This window comes from Nostoc sp. 2RC (assembly GCF_014222165.1).
Lineage (GTDB): Bacteria > Cyanobacteriota > Cyanobacteriia > Cyanobacteriales > Nostocaceae > Nostoc > Nostoc linckia.
In genome coordinates this window covers 1-16,613 of the sequence record NZ_JACKZU010000014.1, presented here as the reverse complement: position 1 = coordinate 16,613, position 16,613 = coordinate 1, and the positions used below count along the sequence as shown (strand labels likewise).

Below are 16,613 nucleotides of genomic sequence, written 5' to 3'. Positions count from 1 at the left end.
TAACTGAACCTTATCAGATTTTATCTGATTTGTTGTAATTGTTTAATTTTTTCTATCAAAAGACTAACTTGAACTGGTTTGTTGCGAAACCAGTCTGTTGACCAAATGCGGTGAATTTTCCAACCAAGTTTTTCAAGTACTTGTTGTCTGAGGCGATCGCGATCTCTGGCAGTAGGTGAACTATGGTAAGATGCACCATCACACTCAATCCCCAATAAAAACTCACCAGGGCGCTCGCTATTGACTACACCAAGGTCAATCCGGTATCCTGAGCATCCAACTTGGGTGCGGATAGTGTATCCCTGCTGGACTAAAGTATGGTAGACATCTTCTTCAAATGGCGAGTCAAACTTAAGCGTATCTGTGTAAGAGTTACCTTGTAGTCGTTCTCCACCACTTGCTGCGTATTCCAAGTAATCATGTAGTAATTTTACACCTTTGCTTTGGGCGCGTGTTTTGTCGATGTCACCAGCCACAATGGAAGAAACAAGTGTAATTTTACTTTTTGCCCGCGTCACAGCGACGTTGAGCCGTCGTTCTCCACCTTGCCGATTTAAGGGGCCAAAGTTGAGATAAAGCTTACCTTGAGAATCACGAGCATACCCAACGCTGAGTATAATGGCATCTCGCTCATCACCCTGAACGTTTTCTAATGCTTTCAGAAAAAACTGAGGTGAGTTATCACTGCAAAATGTCTCCAGATTAGGATATTCTTTCCCCAAAATCTCAATTTGCTCCCGAATCGCATCGGCTTGGTTTTCGCTAAAGGCAATAATACCAAGGGATTGTTCTGGAAACCGTTGAAAATGCTCCAATGCCAACTGAGCAACCACTTGAGCCTCGCGTCGATTATCTGTGCGTCCACTGCGATCGTAAACGCCATCAGGAACGTGTCGGAACGATACCCCCAAATCTGAATTTTGAACTGGATTTGGAAATGTAACTAAATTGTCGTCATAAAAATAATGGTTGGAGAAAGCAATCAAACGCTCATCTTGACTGCGGTAGTGCCATTTTAGTGTGCGTCCAAACATAAACCTGGAACATTCATCTAAAACACTTTCATAGCTTGCATCATCTTCATCATCGATATCTTCTTGGCTATCTCTGGTTGCAAAAAATGATGTGGGAGGAAGCTGTTTATTGTCCCCAATTACAATCACTTGATTAGAACGGATAATTGAAGGAACAACATCCTCAGTCCGAAGTTGAGATGCTTCATCAAAGATAAGAACATCAAAATCAATTACATCTGGATTGATATATTGACTAACCGAAAGTGGACTCATCATCCAGCAAGGCTTTAAGGTTTTGACGAGATTTGGTATTCCTTTTTGTGTGTCGTTAAGAAGTTTACGGATGGGTAAATGTCGGCTTTTCTTATTCGCTTCTTTTTTCAAATTTTGCAACTCAGCTAGAGCAAGTGAAGTCTTTTCCCAGTTTTGCCAGCGTCGGACATGAAGCTGCTTTAAACGTTCTCTAGCAGTATCTAGTTGCTTAAAATCGAGTTTAGAAAACTCCTTTATTTGTCGTTCATGTACTTCTGGTTTAAAATTCTTTAATTCAGGTTTTTTAGCAAAAATAGCATCAAGACAGATTTGATAAATTCGCTTTTCTAAAACTGAAAACCATTGCTCTGGTTGAACTTTGTTTTCACGTAAAGCATCTAAAAACTTATTATTACCCAGATTTTCGAGTTTCTGATAAGTTTCTTTATAAGTCAGCCATTCTTGAAAATAAGGCAGTTCCGATTGAGCCAAGTTTAAGAATCTTTCTAGCTCGACAAAATTAATTTGATTGCGAGGTAAGTAAGAATCTGTGATATCACTTTCATCAAAGTGTGATAGCAGGAAATCTAATCCTTGCCTAATACTGTCATGAACTGACTCATATTTCTTAACTAATTCAGCAAGTTCACGCCGCTTAGAAGGAGAATTTAGAATGCGCTGGACTGAATCAGCAGAAAGCGAATACTTTTGTAAGCCAGTCAACCAACTTAAAGCTTGTTCGATTTCTTTTAACTCTCCTTCACTAGAAATTTCCGAGTTAAATAAAGATCCAAAAACCTGACGAGGCTGGTAGTCAATTTGACGTAACTTATTTCTTACAGACTCAATAGGATTAGGTTTGTTGTCGCGCAATGCATCTAAGAAATTTTGGACTCCTAAACTTTCTAGTTGCCTATAGATTTCTTTATAAGTCAACCATTGGCGGAAATTGGGTAAATCGGATTGAGCTAGGTTTAAAAAAGTTGCCAGTTCGGTAAATAAAATTTGATTATGAGGCTGATATTGTCCAATAACATCATTCTCATTAAAGTATGAGAATAAGAAATCCATACCCTGGCTAATATCTTCAGGAAGGGATTCAAGCTTTTTAACTAATTCAGCTAATTCGCGTCGTGTAGAGGGAGAATTTAGAAGCTGCTGGACTGAATTTGTAGGAAGCGAATACTTCTGTAAGCCAGTCAACCAACTTAAAGCTTGCTCGATTTCTTTTAACTCTGCTTCACTAGAAACCTCCGGGTTAAATAAAGAGCCAAAAACTTGACGTGCTGGGTAATTGCTTTGATATAGTTCGTTCCGTGCAGCTTGTATTTGAACCGCTTGCGCCAAATCACGTTTTAATTCGTTGTGAGAAATTTGCCCTTTTTTAGTAATTAGTTTCTTCAAAAGCTTGATATCACGCCTGTATCTAGAATTAAAAATTCTAATCAGCCAAAAGCGGCTATATTTCTGATATCTATTAGCTAAAGCAGGTAATTCTGAAGAGAATAATTCAGGATGATATTTTTGCTTTAAAAGTGGCTCATTTTCTCCCAGAATTTTAATATCTGCTTTCATTTTACTGAAGGCACTCTGAGCCATAGGAATATCTAATTCAGTCCAATCATTAGGTAAATCAGATGGAGCTTGCAATATATGTTGAAGAGCAGGAATGCAAACTTCTATATCTCCCAGATTCAATAAAGGCTTAATATTAATAATTCTTTTAAGCTGTTGGCTAGCTGTCTGAATCAAAGAAATTGCTTGGTTAAATTTATTGATTTTATTATTTAATTCTAACTCCAGCATTTCAGAGCAAGAATTTAAAGTACTTTGTGCCCAAATGGTTGTTTTTTCTCCTCTTAAAAATGGAAGAAATGAAGAAAGCCGACTCAGCAAATTTTCGGCTTCTTGCGAAAGCTTATTTTTTTCAAGCTCTTGAACGTCTGTTTGCAGAATAGTGAAAGCATACTGAGCAATTGATATATCTACTCCAGTCCAGTTTTCTGGAAGATTGGATGGCGCTTTTCGTATGTAGTCTATGGCTGGATAACACTTCTCTAAAGACTCTAAATTCAATAACGGTTGAACTTGGAGAGTCTCTTGTAATTCTTGACTAATGTTTTGAATTGAAAAAATTGCTTGCTGAAATTCCTCTATTTTCTGTGTAATTTGCAATTCCATTTCATAGGAATAAGAATCTAGAGAACTTTTTTCCCAAATAGTTGTTTTTTCTCCTGTAAAGAAAGGGACAAATTTTGCTAATTGATTTAATAAGTCTTCTGCCTGTTGTAATCTACTAGCATTCCATTGGCTAAAGTTGGAAAATATGACATTAATATTGGGAACTGCTTCGCGTTCTTTTTTCAAAAGCTCACCAAATATCTCAAAAGGTGATTTATCTAGAGGCTGTTCTTTAGTATGTAAACTTGTCAGATATAATTTTAGCGATTGACGAGTAGAAATAAGCTGTTCAAACAAACCGTGATAATTTTCTGCTCCGTAAATTTGTTTGATATATTCAATAGTTCTTGATAAATTATTTACAAGTTCCCGCTTATCTGTTGTTCCACTATGATGGAGATTAAGACATATATGAGCTAAACCACATTCAGCCATGCGCTTATAAACCACACTTAGCGCTGTTTCTTTTTCTGCAACTAATAAAACTGATTTGCCATCGCCAACTAGTTCAGCAATTATATTTACAATAGTTTGACTTTTGCCCGTTCCTGGTGGCCCTTGGACAACAAAGCTAGAACCAGATTTCGCTGCTTCAATTACGACTTGCTGGCTAGAGTCAGCATCAAGAATTTGAAATATTCGTTCAGGTTTAACTTGTGAATCTAGAGCAGATGCAGGTATGGGTTCTTTATAGTTAGACTGATAGGTAGTTAAATCACCACTAATTGCTTGTAAAATTGGGTGGTCAAAAATTAAAGCTTCATTTTCGATAATGTCCCGAACCATTGCAGCTTTAGCATAAGAAAACAGTGAGAGAAATACATTCTCTTTAATTTGCCATGTCTTCTGTTCTGCTAATAGATCCTCAATTTCAGCAATAATTTCCTTATAAGTTAGTGTTTGTATCGCTTCTCCCTCTGGAAGCTCAATCCCAAAAGTTACCTTTAACTTTTGTGTCAGCGTTGGATTTAATACAACATCTTCATCTAATAGAGATATTTTATAAACATCTCGTCTAGGTTCTTTAATTAACTCTACAGGAACTAAAATTAGTGGTGATACCAAAACATCTTCTGGCTTATCCTTGTCCTTGTCATACCAAGTCAACGTTCCCAGCGCCAAGAATAGGCTGTTTACCCCTCGTTCTTCAAATGAGCGTCGTGATTCAAGACGCAATTTATTCAGTCGTTTCAGTTGTTCACTGCCTCTTTGACGAGTAATTAATTCAAGAGGATTTCTTTGTGCTGATAATGCCTTAGTATTTCTGGACTGAATAATATCTTGATGTTCGCCATCAAGTATTTGAAAATAAAGCGATTTCTTATCTTCTGTCAGATTTTTGAAGAGAACATCTGGTTCTTCTGTCAGAATTTCTAATATTCGAGGACTATCTTGCCGAAACTTGATGAGAGGATTTCGTCGTCCTAAGTCAGCCAGCCCAGCTTTCCACTTTGCAATTTTTTGAGCAAGGTTTTGTTGAGAGTCTGAAGCTGACTGTCGCATACTCGTTTTTTCGTAGATAGACCTACTGTTATTATACTGGTCTTTTACTGCGTGAGTATTTGCCGCGATCGCTACCCGTTAATCCGAATCATGTCTGTCAAAATATTATCCAAACTACCGTTAACTTGAATGCGATCGATTTTCTCTGCAATGCGTTCTAATACTTCGAGTTCCTTGAGACGCAAAGCCACTGGGTTATCCTCCATCACTTTGGCTGTGTTTAACATACTGCGGGTAGCGGCGGTTTCTTCTCTGCGTCTGACTACGTTTGCTTGAGCAGCTTTTTCTGCTTCCACAACTTTGCTCAAGATAGTCTTAATCTCGCCAGGTAAAATAATGTCTTTGATGCCTACAGAATCTACTTCGATTCCATAGTCGGCGGTTTTTTGGCGGATATATTCAGATATGCTTGTGTCAATTGCACCTTTATCTTCTAATAAGGCATCTAAGTTGCGTTCGCCGATCGCACCACGCAATGCAAATTGTAATTCTTTGTATAAGAAGCCAGCAATATCTGACAAGCCGCTTTTTGCTCTCAAGGGATCGAGGATGCGAAAGCCAGCTGTCAAATTTAACCGCAGAGGTACTTTATCCTTAGAAAGGATATCTTGACCTGATACTTCCATGTTTTGCAATCTCAAGTCGATGGTTTCGGTTTGAAAGGAGCGTCCAAATAACCACCAAGCGTGTATACCTGGCGATCGCTGTCCTTGAAATTCTTGATTAATATATAGTAGTGCAATATGCTGTGCGGGTACTTGGCATATATGCAAACAGTTGCGACTGAGCAATTTCACTTCTGCTGAACCTTCAACTAACTCAGCCACTAAGCGAGACTCTAACTGAGCATTGGTGCTGATGTCGATGATTTCCACCTCAACACCTTGCCAAAACAATTTGCGGCTGGTGGGTAGCAAAATAGAAATCACTTTACCTCGATACCGCACAATTGCGACTTGCCAATTCAGTAATTGCACTGTTTGGCAGTAGGCTGCAACAAAGTCGGGATGTTTTTCTATTAGGACATCTTCCAGGGGAAAGTCTGGGTTAGGTACAATTCGGCTGAGAGTGCGTACAGAAACATCCCGATCCACTGACCAAAAAGCATATTCTCCAGGTTCTAGGGGTCGGACAAAATCATTTTGCACGTACAGCAAACCAATCTCAGACTCGGAAATGAGGAACTTTTTCACTCCACTCAAGGCGATTTGACGTAGTTGCTGTACAAAAGAACCAGGCAATTCTAAGCTTTCTTCTAAGTTGAAGACATGAGATTCTACCTCAATAAAACCACGCCAAAAAGCTATTAATTGATTTGGTCTAATGCTTACCCAATTCTGACCGCAGCGTACTAAAGCCGCTTGGTTGTATTGGGTTCTGACAATCAATAAATGTTGTTGCAATTCAGCCTGATGATTCCGCAACAACAGTTCTAGGTTCTCAATCTGAGCTTGTGGCTGGTTGAGGTCATAAGTTTTTACTTGCCAATGACGACCAAAATAAGTATGTGTACCAGGCTGTAAAATTTTCTTGAAGTCGCTGCGGTGATATAAAATACCGATTTCGTTAGGTTTTATATAAAATGTTTTCCACATAGTAATTTGCATAGATAATTTGACCAGATTTAATCAAAACATTTATAACCTTGCTTGAAACTAAATACCACCTATAATTCTGGAGTTGACAAACCTATAAATAAAGGTTGAAGGATTTGTTTGAGGTTTTGTAGTATTATATTACATTTTACTCTGCCAGCGCAGGTGTTTATAGTTTGGGATGCGGGCAAAAGCTTCTCCAGAACTGGATTAAGATTGCTGTTAGTTTCAATAGACGGCTCAAAGGCAATCTAGAAAAACAGAACCGCGCTCAAATATGCCGATCGCTTTGCCAATCTAGAATTTCCGAAGTCAAAGCAGATATAGGAAAACGAAGGTACATACTCAAGTTGGGGAGAGATTACAGTTGCGCTGGCTCCTTTACTGTTACGAACACCTGCATGACAGAGTACAAAAAACAAAAAGTTTTTTCACTGGGTTTTTTTGAATCGCCCAATACATCTAGCTGTGACACTGCCTTGTCCCTAACAAGGTGCCCGTACCCAGGGCAGGGGTTTTTTGGCTGAAAGTATAGGAATCGAACCTATAATGAATCGGCGATACACCGATCGCTCTACCAAATGAGCTAACTTTCATGGTGAAATAGTTGGAAGCATTAAGCGGTATACGCTATTACCAGAGGTTGGCGCACCAGTCGGGTATACAGAACCCAAACTATAGCTTTGTAGCTTTGTCGCTATCTCGCTTCAAATTTAGCACAGGAAAAAAGTATTACAAGGCAACGGGGAAATTGAGGAGCGATCGGCTATTCTTGCGATTCATATTTTTCTTTGATGCGTTGCACACGCGATCGCAGTTCTGCACCTTTGTTGGGGTTAATCATTGCTACATAATTTGCAAACCCAGTAATTGCAGCAATTATATTAGGTGAATTGCCCCAATGTTTGCCTGACAAGCCTTCTTGTTCGATTTGATATAAAGTTGCACGAAAAGCTTTTAATGTCTTTTTAGATATATTTAATTGTGTATTGACAACAACACCTGTTACTTGTTGTTGCACAGATTTACCTAAAATATTGGTTTTATGAGAATTAACAGTAAAACCTTCACTATTAATAATTAATTTTGCATTTTTAATTAACTTATATCTTCTCTCCGATGCCTGTCCAGAAGCAGAAAATGTTAAATCATCAGCATAGCGTGTATAAGAAAATTCCAGATTTTCAGCCATTGTTAGCATCCGACGATCGAGATGATAGCAAATTAAATTTGAAATAACAGGACTGGTAGGCGAACCTTGAGGTAAGTGACGATTTTCTAGACTGATATTGTGAGCTTGTTCATGTATTTCTATTTCCGAAGTAGTACAGGTCAGTGCAAAAATATTCGCTGCAATTCCTGAATAACCACACCCAGAAAATAATTCTTTGACATGTTTGTAGGTAATTGATTGAAAAAAGTTTTGTAAATCAATGTGAACTATGACATCAGCACCAACATGAGGTTGAGCGTTGGTGACTATGGAACGATTTTTACAAAAACCATGTGCTGCATGATGAACTTCTAATTTTTCTAAAATATTTTCTAAAATCCACCTTTGAGCAGCCTTAAGATGGGGTTTGGGTGCAGAAATTAGTCTTTCTCCACCAGTCTTTTTTGAAATTTTGAAATGGACGTAATGTTTAACTTCAGAACCAGGAAAACTAGATGTCAAAAAACGCAGTTGTCCTGGGTTTATCCCCATTGCACAGGCTATTTCTGCGGCAGAATGATATTCAGCTAAACCATGCGATCGCAATACTGCTGAATTACCCTCAATTGCTAGCGGGGTGGTGGTTAAATTTGTGCCGTATATCATAGCAAAAGATTTTTGGACTCTGCTAATGCAAGTGTTTACAGTTGAGGTGCGGGCAAAAGTTTCTCCAGAACTGGATTAAGATTGCTGTCACTTTTCCCTGGTGGAGAAAGATAACTGCGCTCAAATACACCGTTCTATTTGCCAATTCAAAATCTCCTGAGAGAAATTGATTGTGGAAAACGAAGGGACATACTCAAGTTAAGGAGAAATACAATTGCGCTGGCTCCTTGACTGTAGCCATCAAACATCACCTTGGGAGTGATGAGCGACAGCAAAACACTTGCACCGCAGAGTTGAGAAAATGAGAGTCTCGAACCTTTTGGGATTCGTACCATATTAGCTACCTTAAAAGGGTAGTGTCTTTTGACCCGGACAGGGTTTTTGGCAGAAAGTGTAAGAATCGAACCTACAACAAATCGATTATGAGTCGATCGCTCTTCCAATTGAGCTAACTTTCATTGTTTGGTGTTTGATACAGGACTCGAACCTGCGACACATCGATTATGAGTCGATCGCTCTGCCAACTGAGCTAATCAAACGATGGTATAGTTTCAAGTACTCCACGACATACGCTCATACCATAGGTAGGCGCACCAGTCAGGCACACAGAACCCAAACCATAGCTTTGTAACTTTCTTACTATTCCGCTTCAAATTTAGCACAATCAGATTGGGTATGGAGATTAAGTACCAGTCACAGGACTTATATCATTTTGTAGTGAGTACTTAAGTCCTCAGAGACCATTTATAAAGTAAATCTTAAGTAGTAGCATGGCAAGCCCTAAATATTGCAATAGATTTTATTGTGGGATGGGTGTCCTCACCCGTCCGGGCGGGCAGGATGCCCACCCCACAAGAGTTTACTAATGCACGATTTTAGTCTTGTCACGGCACTACATTAATTTTATTTTCGCTTTATGAATAACCTCTCAGTCAATTACGAATTACTTTAAAAACTTCAGTCCGGAAAAGCTAAACCAGTCATAGGGTCGCGAATATATAAACCTAGTGTGAGACTACGGATTGCTTCATCCCAAACGGGTATTAATTGTTCTGCTTGATCTGCCCAAAAATCGAATGTAATCAAGCACTGAACATTCGACCCCAAACCAATGCAAATCCGCGAAAAAGCTTCCCGTGGTTCTTCTTGTGTGTCAATAAACTTAATTTCTGTCCAAACAATTTTAGCTGTTTGGCGGTTAACAGTGATAATTTCTCCCTTTTCAATGGGATTGCGACTGTCGTCTTCTACAATTTTCCTCAAGGTAGATTTAAGTGGAAACTGACTCCAATCATGGGGAGGTAATTGATTAAAAGATACTTCTAGACAGCAATCATCGTTGGGTGGTTTTTTATCGACGAACTTGAAAGATTTTTCTTGTGGCTCAAAAACCCAATCTTGAGGGACATTGAAGCGAACAGCCCCACGATTAGCAACAAATATTTTGTAGCCTGATGGAGATTCCCAGCGATGATCGGGTTTTAATTCAAGCGTTTCTTTAATCCACTGGAGATTGCTTTTTTTACGCTTTGCCATAAATAGTGTTTTTGGGATCTTTGGTGAAGAGGGCATCACCGAACAGTCTGTCACAGGGAAAAGTTGTTTTAGTAACAGCTTACGCCGCAGATGCTTTGGGGTTACCGCAGGCATCTAAACTTTTAAAGACAGACATCGCCCTTTTTGTTAATGTTATCAAATTGCTACGGAAATCTGCTTTAATTTAAAAAATTTATTTACCTGCTGTCCTTGGCGCGGCACAAGCATTATAGGGGTTTCTCAAACCCTCAAATTCCTACACAGCTGTAACACACTCTACTGGCGTGGCAAGGCTAAAGTTATGCATTAGCTTGATTCTTGTGGGGTAAGCTCTCTCGCGTGTCTGGGGCGGGTTAAAGAGTTTACCCATAAGAAATTTTATCAAACAGAATTCAGGAGTCAGTCGTCAGAATTCAGTTAGGTATTCTGTATGACTGGCGGATAGCGCAGCGTAAAGCCTGCGGCATGGCTTCGCTTAGAGCGACGTAGGAGCGTCTGAATAATCGGCGTTTTTGCACCCCCACCAAATTGAAAATTTGGTGGTCTTTAATCAGTCGCAAGTCTGAATCCCCGACTGATTTATTCTGACTCCTGAATTCTGACTCCTGAATTCTGACTTCTGAATTCTTCTTCAATACAATATTTAAGGCTTGCTACGCCACTACACATACTTAGATTTGTTCATCAATCAAATCGAATTCCTATATAAATAGTTTTCCCAAGAGAAATTTCCGAGGAATTGGAATAACTCTTATATTAAAGAAAGAATCTTTGAGAGATTTGATATTCACAAATTAAGGAAACTCAGTGTTGTGATTAAATTTTCAGCTTTCAGGATTAAAATTTTAGCAGCAGTATTCATGGTTATGGATCATGTGTGCTATTTGCTAATACCACAGTTGATAATTTTGCATTTAATTGGGCGATTGAGTTTTCCCCTTTTTGCATGGTTGTTGGCTGAAGGCGAAAAACACACCCAAAATATCTACCGCTATGGAAGTAGACTATTAATCACAGCAATTATATCTCAACCAATCTACACTTTTGTTTTTCGGAGCTTCTCACTTAATATTCTTTTTACGCTTCTGCTTGGGCTGGGGATGTTGCGTTTAGTAAATCGTTGTTCTCAATTATGGCAGAAATTAATAATTATTGGATTGTGTGCAGTGGTGAGTGAAATCTGGAATTTTGAGTATGGAGCCTATGGAATTGGGGTAATTTTATTAATGTCTTTAACAGACAAATTGAAGCCAAAAGTATGGTTGCTTTACTGGTGCATATTTCACTTCATTTTAGTAGTGATATCTAGAGGATATTTGTATCAAAGTTTTGCAGTTTTTTCAGGATTCATTGTGTTTCAATTCAATGGCAAACAAGGTTCGCGAGCTAGATGGTTTTATTTATTTTACCCGGCTCATTTAATAATTTTAGGTATAATTTATTATTTAATACAATCCAGGTAGATTGAGGATTTGATTGGTGCGATCGCCTCAATTAAATCATGTCCTTTGAAATGCTTATCATTTAGGGTGACGCGGGGATACGGAGACAAGGGGACGCCAAGAGATTTTAATCATTCTCAAATTTGTAATATTATTAAGCTGCGTTGCACCCTTTTGAGAACCTCATACACTTATTTTTGATGCCACATCAATAAAGCCAGCTTTGATATTCTTGATTTACATCTTTCATATCGTTGTAAAGCCAGACCATGCGATCGATGAACCAAAGTTTACCGAGTGTAACTAAAGTATAACCCAATAGAGTAATCCAGCTGTTGAGTTCGATTAAGCCCCAAATGACTAAAATTCCACCAAAAGCAGAGATACCATTGAGAATATTAGGCACGTGATGGTGGTGGTGGGGAACAGGAATTCGATCGCGATTTAACCAAACTCGTTCGCCAAGAACACCTCTAGAAATCCAATGGTCGGTTGATTGTGGCTTAGGAAAGATGCGCGGGTTCAACCATATCCAAACAATGGCGATGGTAACAGGAATTAGTGACCACCAACCGAACCAAACACGGCTCCATGCTGCAAAAATTAGCAGTGGTAAGACAGTAATAAAACGCGTCCATCCACTCCAAGGGTTAGCATGACGTAACCAAGCATCATCGCTCATGCTAAAGGCTGCTGCTATCTTTCTTTCAAGAGTCATAGAATTAATCTTAATTTGAATTCAAAGCTTTACTTAAAATGCGATATGAATATTTTCTAAATTCAGCTTATTTTCCTCCATGTCTGGGTGAACTCAAGTTGAAAAAAAGTTCCGTAGGCATCTACTGGAACTGCCAAATATAATACTCGCTCTGGGTCATTATTTCATTACTTTATGCTTTACGCTCGCCTACCTCACGACTATCGTAAGTGGTCATTACATCGCAAAAATATAGATAAACCTAAATTTAGTTAGCAAAAGCAGCTTTGAATTTCTCAAACCCCAGTTTGCTTTCTCATTTTAGTGTTTTCCGCAAGTAAAATCAGCTTTGACTTTCTCAAACCCCAGTTTGCTTTCTCATTTTGGTGTTTTCCGCAAGTAAAATCAGCTTTGACTTTCTCAAACCCCAGTTTGCTTTCTCATTTTGGTGTTTTCCGCAAGTAAAATCAGCTTTGACTTTCTCAAACCCCAGTTTGCTTTCTTTTTTCAGTAGTTCGCGCATTCATGACAAATATCGCGCTTGTAGCAAAAGCTATTGCAGATTTGCCGGAATTCTCTCAAGCCGATCTATACGGAATTTTTTAAGGTAAAGAATATTAACCGTACTTAATTACAAGGTGTAGATTATGGCTCGTAGAAAAAGAACTTCCGTAGTCTTAGAAAAAGCAGTGCGTCGTGCAGCTGGTATAAACTCAATTGCTTCAAATTTAGATTTAGGCAATGGACTCACTTTACCTGCTTTCTCAAGCCTGATTGAAAAGATGCGGACTAGAGAAAATGCCTATAACAGTGCGCTTTCCAGTTTGGATAAATTGTACCGTGAATCCCCAGAGAGTTAATTCTCGTTTTCGTCTTCATCAGGGTCAGCAACCGGCTGGGAGCGAACAATAAAGCCAGTTTGTTTTTCTAGATGGCGTTGGATGTCAATAATGTGGAAGTTGAGCCGACTGGATTTATGCTTAATCATCTGTTTCAACCCACGGGCAACATCTGATTGCCATTCTTTACGGACTACATAATCAGTTTTATGTGCAGACAAATCCATCTGAATTAAATGAATTTCTTTTCTAAATTCATCTGAAGCTTTATCAATTTCTCGATAGATTGCTGCTTCCATATGGCTAATGCGATAAACAATTGCAACTAGCGCAAATATTCCTAAAATCAAGTCTACAGAGTTTTTTAAATCAATCATTGTATGCAATGGGCATAAGCAGCGGTTATTGATTGTAAGTAAAAGCAAAATATTGATAAGAATTCGGACTTATTAAAGAGCATCAATTTTAGATTCAATTCGTTCCACAGCGTCGCCAAGCTCAAAGATTAAGTTATTGGTGTAATCTTCGACCACTGGTAAATATTGCCAAATAGTCAGGTAGGCATCTTGAATCCACTCATGAAAATTTACCGAGATAGAATACCCTGAAACAATCTGAGTAAAAATTAATAGAGTTTTTCGATTCAACAACAGCCGTTTACGTTCGCCAATTTCTGTATCAAAAGTTCCGCCGATTAAGATGCCAGATTGAACTTTTTGATTAATGTAGCCCGCACTTTTCCAATGTTGTTTGGCTTTTGGAGAAGTTACATAAGTGATTACTATGCTATTCTCCATCAATATTGGAATAGTAACCTCTGGAATAACGTACATAAAACGCGAACTGGGAGACTCAACATTCGCCTGATAATATTCAGTGTGTATTTCCTCCCAATTCGCGCCATTGGATAACTGTAAAATGGGGATTCCCATCTACTTATTTAGTAAAAAGTTGCTCGACGTGGATTAACTACAGAAACAATTTTTGAGCCAGAGACTTTAGTACCATCTGTACTAATAATTTTGTCAATTAAGCCATCTTCGGCGGTTGGAGCTTTAGATTTAGCTACAAGCATTTTTGTAGTGTACTTGCTGGTTCCTTGAGTTGAACGTACAGATATGCGTCTGGCAACCCCACTGCCAAGCAATTCTTTAACAGTGGTATTAGGTTTATCTTGCTCGTTTTCATCTGCCTCACTGATACCAGTCTCAGTAGCAATTCCCCCAATGTAAAGACCCTTGGGCCCTAAAAAAAAGTAAGTTTCTTGGTTTGGGGCAGTTCCAGAAACTAATTTGCACTTTATCAGTTTAGCTACCATAAATTTGGCGTATTTTTAAAATGTGTAAATGGATAATTTAGCCTAAACGCATACGGCGAGGGAAATATGCAGTTTTGATTTTGAAGGTGTTATAAGTCTTGCCAGGGAGTTCTGCTACTGCGGTTTTAACTTTATCAAGGGCACAGATAATAGTTGTGTAGCGGCGCTTAGTTCCTTCAATGTAAGAAATGCGAATCGGCACAACTAAACCTGATTTTTTGGCGAGAGAAACAGTACTTCCAGTCGCCCCATCTGGTTTGTCTCCAGTCAATTTTTTGACTCCAACCACGGATTCAATGTTGCTATACACGTCTGGAAGCGAAATGACCACGGCATCACTGCCACTCCCTACAATATGAGCTTCTCTTTCTAACGTTTTTGTTGTTGCCATTGTGATGTTTAATCAAAAATGTCTACAAATCAGTCATAGCTTGTGCTTGGAGCGTTATGACATTTGTCAAACCCTATAGGGTTTGTAATGTATCGGGAATATCAGAGATTTGGTTTCAAGGTCGATACAACGGAGCGTGTAATCCAGATAAATCAACAAGTATTCTAATTTTGGTGTCATTGTGTAGATTTATACTAGCGTGGTCGAATTCTACAAACACCGTGGGTCGCCACACTGGCTTTTGTACGGAGTTTCCAAGAATTGTAATATTACCTGGTGTTGGGTCGCTATTTCTGTTAGGTTTGGTGAACTTGAAAATATCGTTATCAAAGCTAAAACTTCGATGAGTAATAACTTTTTTAACTACCGTTTCTGCAATTTCTTCAGTGTGACAATAAACTTGAAGGTTTAAACCTTGCTCTGGCTTGATATACCAACCGATTATTTTGCCTTTATTAAATCGATATGGAGTTGGCTTGGCAAAATCATTGTAAATATCTCTTCCTAAATTTTTTAATTCAGCTAATGATAAAGACAATGATGTTTGATTCATCAATCTATAAGAAACTCGTGCTGTTTTAGCATGTTTGTTTTTAGGAACAGATTCTTTACTTTGCTTGAAGTGTAAAGTTATTTCTGGACGATAACTAACATCAGCGTCAACATCAATTTTTGGCATCCCGATGATATCGGGCTTGAGATGAGTCTTTTGTATTATTTCTCTAAATGTCCTCATTTTTACTTGAGCAATTGCAATGCTGTCTTTTGCTCCAATTAATAAATCGTCTCTTAATGCTTTTCTAATATCGTTGTTATCAGCATCTCGAAACCATTCGTACACTTCACGGTTGAAACTATCTCCATTACGAAGGATTTTTCTAAGTTGTGCCCAATCTCTAGCAGGCATTAAATTAAATCCTCCCATGAATAGCTTTTAGCTGGAAGCGCTTCGACTTCTTCTTCACGTTTGGTTTTGGATTGATTGAATAACTCCTTCAAACCATCATCAACCTCTTTGGCATTTTCTTTAATTTGGTTAGCTGAATCTACAGCACTTCTAATTTCTGAAGTGATAGATTCTATTGCTTCTAATCCTTCAGTTGCAATATTAATTCCATCAGCTAATTTGCCGAATTTAGCAAATAATCCTCCTTTTAGTTTTAGATTTTCTGGAGAATAGTCCCAATTATTTTCTGAAATTAAGCCTTCATCCTGCAAAGCATTAAATCCTTTACCCGTTAAGTTTGCAGTTTGCTCTACTGCATTAATAATATTTCCTCCAATGTTGCGAACTTCATTAGCTCCATTTGCAGCTGCTTGATAAATTCGGTTAGCAGTTGCCCATTTGGTTTTAATTTCCGTCCATTCGGCTACACCAAAAATATTTTTAAAAAAGTTATCAATAACTCCACCAAAGGCTTGTTTGGTGTCAATAGTTTCAGCGTTTGGATCAACAATTAATGCTGGGATTGCGAGGACGTTATCTAAAATACTAAAAAATGTGGTCACGGCTTGGTCGCTAAGCATCATTACGTTATGCACTGCTGCCGTCATTGTTATTAGATTTATTGAGCGATCTACCCACTGATTCCTGACAATTCGGTTCATAAAACCGGATATACCTCCGGGAACCTGGTCACCCAACCTCTGCAAAATTGTCTGCTGTCCTTGCAGTAATGCAGTGTTAGCGCCTGTGTTGTAGGCATCCAAGATATTAGCGGTGTTGGCATTATTATTGCTAGTGATTTCTGCTGCATTGTCTTTCAATGCCTTATTCATACATCCACCCGGCTGGGTGGTTCGGCACGTCCCAGTTGCGGCCGCTTGCTCGATTTGCGGGATGGTTGGAATATCCGGCCTGATTGCGTCTGCGGCTCTGGCGGGAATAAGGGGAAGAAAGCCCAATATTTGGTCTAATTTTGGCAACGCTGCACTGTTCACCTTTTCTTGTTCCTTCAGTTTGGTATCGATTTTTGTAATATCTGATTTCGTGGTGTTAATATCCTTGTTGATTTGTTGTACGT

12 protein-coding genes, 3 tRNA genes and 1 pseudogene are annotated in these 16,613 nt (G+C 38.7%); 2 read left to right on the top strand and 14 right to left on the bottom strand.

Annotated features, from left to right (window positions below):
• Nucleotides 1–20 precede the first annotated feature (20 nt).
• The 7 genes from GNE10_RS03465 to GNE10_RS03435 all read right to left on the bottom strand — a co-directional run bounded on the left by GNE10_RS03465 (nt 21) and on the right by GNE10_RS03435 (nt 9,902).
• Entirely contained in the window at nt 21–4,952 is a 4,932-nt protein-coding gene (locus tag GNE10_RS03465; protein WP_185563658.1) for a DUF4011 domain-containing protein, read from the bottom strand.
• Nucleotides 4,953–5,023: 71 nt separating this feature from the next.
• Nucleotides 5,024–6,547: a slipin family protein gene (locus GNE10_RS03460; protein WP_185563677.1), complete on the bottom strand. Its 1,524-nt coding sequence runs from the start codon at nt 6,545–6,547 to the stop codon at nt 5,024–5,026.
• Nucleotides 6,548–7,067: 520 nt separating this feature from the next.
• A tRNA-Ile gene (locus tag GNE10_RS03455) sits at nt 7,068–7,143 on the bottom strand.
• Nucleotides 7,144–7,313: 170 nt separating this feature from the next.
• On the bottom strand, nt 7,314–8,366 hold the full coding sequence (locus GNE10_RS03450; RefSeq protein WP_185563657.1) for a reverse transcriptase family protein: 1,053 nt from the start codon (nt 8,364–8,366) through the stop codon (nt 7,314–7,316).
• A gap of 382 nt (nt 8,367–8,748) precedes the next feature.
• Nucleotides 8,749–8,824: transfer RNA gene (locus tag GNE10_RS03445), tRNA-Ile, on the bottom strand.
• 5 nt (nt 8,825–8,829) lie between these two features.
• Nucleotides 8,830–8,905, bottom strand: a tRNA-Met gene (locus tag GNE10_RS03440).
• A gap of 418 nt (nt 8,906–9,323) precedes the next feature.
• Entirely contained in the window at nt 9,324–9,902 is a 579-nt protein-coding gene (locus tag GNE10_RS03435; RefSeq protein ID WP_185563656.1) for a hypothetical protein, read from the bottom strand.
• An 812-nt stretch (nt 9,903–10,714) separates the two neighbouring features.
• Here GNE10_RS03435 and GNE10_RS03430 point away from each other — a divergent pair.
• On the top strand, nt 10,715–11,365 hold the full coding sequence (locus tag GNE10_RS03430) for a TraX family protein (protein ID WP_185563655.1): 651 nt from the start codon (nt 10,715–10,717) through the stop codon (nt 11,363–11,365).
• 187 nt (nt 11,366–11,552) lie between these two features.
• On the opposite strand, the gene GNE10_RS03425 is transcribed toward GNE10_RS03430, so the two are convergent.
• Entirely contained in the window at nt 11,553–12,062 is a 510-nt protein-coding gene (locus GNE10_RS03425) for a DUF6653 family protein (protein WP_185563654.1), read from the bottom strand.
• A 626-nt stretch (nt 12,063–12,688) separates the two neighbouring features.
• Here GNE10_RS03425 and GNE10_RS03420 point away from each other — a divergent pair.
• Nucleotides 12,689–12,886, top strand: a pseudogene (locus GNE10_RS03420) (hypothetical protein); the annotation flags it as partial.
• Between the two features lie 11 nt (nt 12,887–12,897).
• Here GNE10_RS03420 and GNE10_RS03415 read toward each other — a convergent pair.
• The 6 genes from GNE10_RS03415 to GNE10_RS03390 all read right to left on the bottom strand — a co-directional run.
• The gene (locus tag GNE10_RS03415; RefSeq protein ID WP_099069592.1) at nt 12,898–13,257 is read right to left on the bottom strand and encodes a hypothetical protein; all 360 of its coding nucleotides are present in this window, start codon (nt 13,255–13,257) and stop codon (nt 12,898–12,900) included.
• A gap of 72 nt (nt 13,258–13,329) precedes the next feature.
• Nucleotides 13,330–13,812, bottom strand: coding sequence for a hypothetical protein (locus GNE10_RS03410; protein WP_185563653.1), 483 nt, complete (start codon nt 13,810–13,812; stop codon nt 13,330–13,332).
• Between the two features lie 8 nt (nt 13,813–13,820).
• Nucleotides 13,821–14,198, bottom strand: a complete 378-nt coding sequence (locus GNE10_RS03405) for a hypothetical protein (RefSeq protein ID WP_185563652.1) — start codon at nt 14,196–14,198, stop codon at nt 13,821–13,823.
• 37 nt (nt 14,199–14,235) lie between these two features.
• A complete protein-coding gene (locus GNE10_RS03400) occupies nt 14,236–14,589 on the bottom strand; it encodes a hypothetical protein (protein ID WP_185563651.1) in 354 nt (117 codons plus the stop codon).
• Between the two features lie 115 nt (nt 14,590–14,704).
• Nucleotides 14,705–15,496: a hypothetical protein gene (locus GNE10_RS03395; protein WP_185563650.1), complete on the bottom strand. Its 792-nt coding sequence runs from the start codon at nt 15,494–15,496 to the stop codon at nt 14,705–14,707.
• The coding region (locus tag GNE10_RS03390; protein ID WP_185563649.1) for a hypothetical protein at nt 15,496–16,613 on the bottom strand (1,118 nt) is incomplete at its 5' end. The genes GNE10_RS03395 and GNE10_RS03390, both read right to left, overlap by 1 nt.

Coding starts and splice junctions, on each gene's coding strand:
- GNE10_RS03465 (WP_185563658.1), bottom strand. CDS start 4,952: ATGCGACAGTCAGCTTCAGACTCTCAACAAAACCTTGCTCAAAAAATT.
- GNE10_RS03460 (WP_185563677.1), bottom strand. CDS start 6,547: ATGTGGAAAACATTTTATATAAAACCTAACGAAATCGGTATTTTATAT.
- GNE10_RS03450 (WP_185563657.1), bottom strand. CDS start 8,366: ATGATATACGGCACAAATTTAACCACCACCCCGCTAGCAATTGAGGGT.
- GNE10_RS03435 (WP_185563656.1), bottom strand. CDS start 9,902: ATGGCAAAGCGTAAAAAAAGCAATCTCCAGTGGATTAAAGAAACGCTT.
- GNE10_RS03425 (WP_185563654.1), bottom strand. CDS start 12,062: ATGACTCTTGAAAGAAAGATAGCAGCAGCCTTTAGCATGAGCGATGAT.
- GNE10_RS03415 (WP_099069592.1), bottom strand. CDS start 13,257: ATGATTGATTTAAAAAACTCTGTAGACTTGATTTTAGGAATATTTGCG.
- GNE10_RS03410 (WP_185563653.1), bottom strand. CDS start 13,812: ATGGGAATCCCCATTTTACAGTTATCCAATGGCGCGAATTGGGAGGAA.
- GNE10_RS03405 (WP_185563652.1), bottom strand. CDS start 14,198: ATGGTAGCTAAACTGATAAAGTGCAAATTAGTTTCTGGAACTGCCCCA.
- GNE10_RS03400 (WP_185563651.1), bottom strand. CDS start 14,589: ATGGCAACAACAAAAACGTTAGAAAGAGAAGCTCATATTGTAGGGAGT.
- GNE10_RS03395 (WP_185563650.1), bottom strand. CDS start 15,496: ATGCCTGCTAGAGATTGGGCACAACTTAGAAAAATCCTTCGTAATGGA.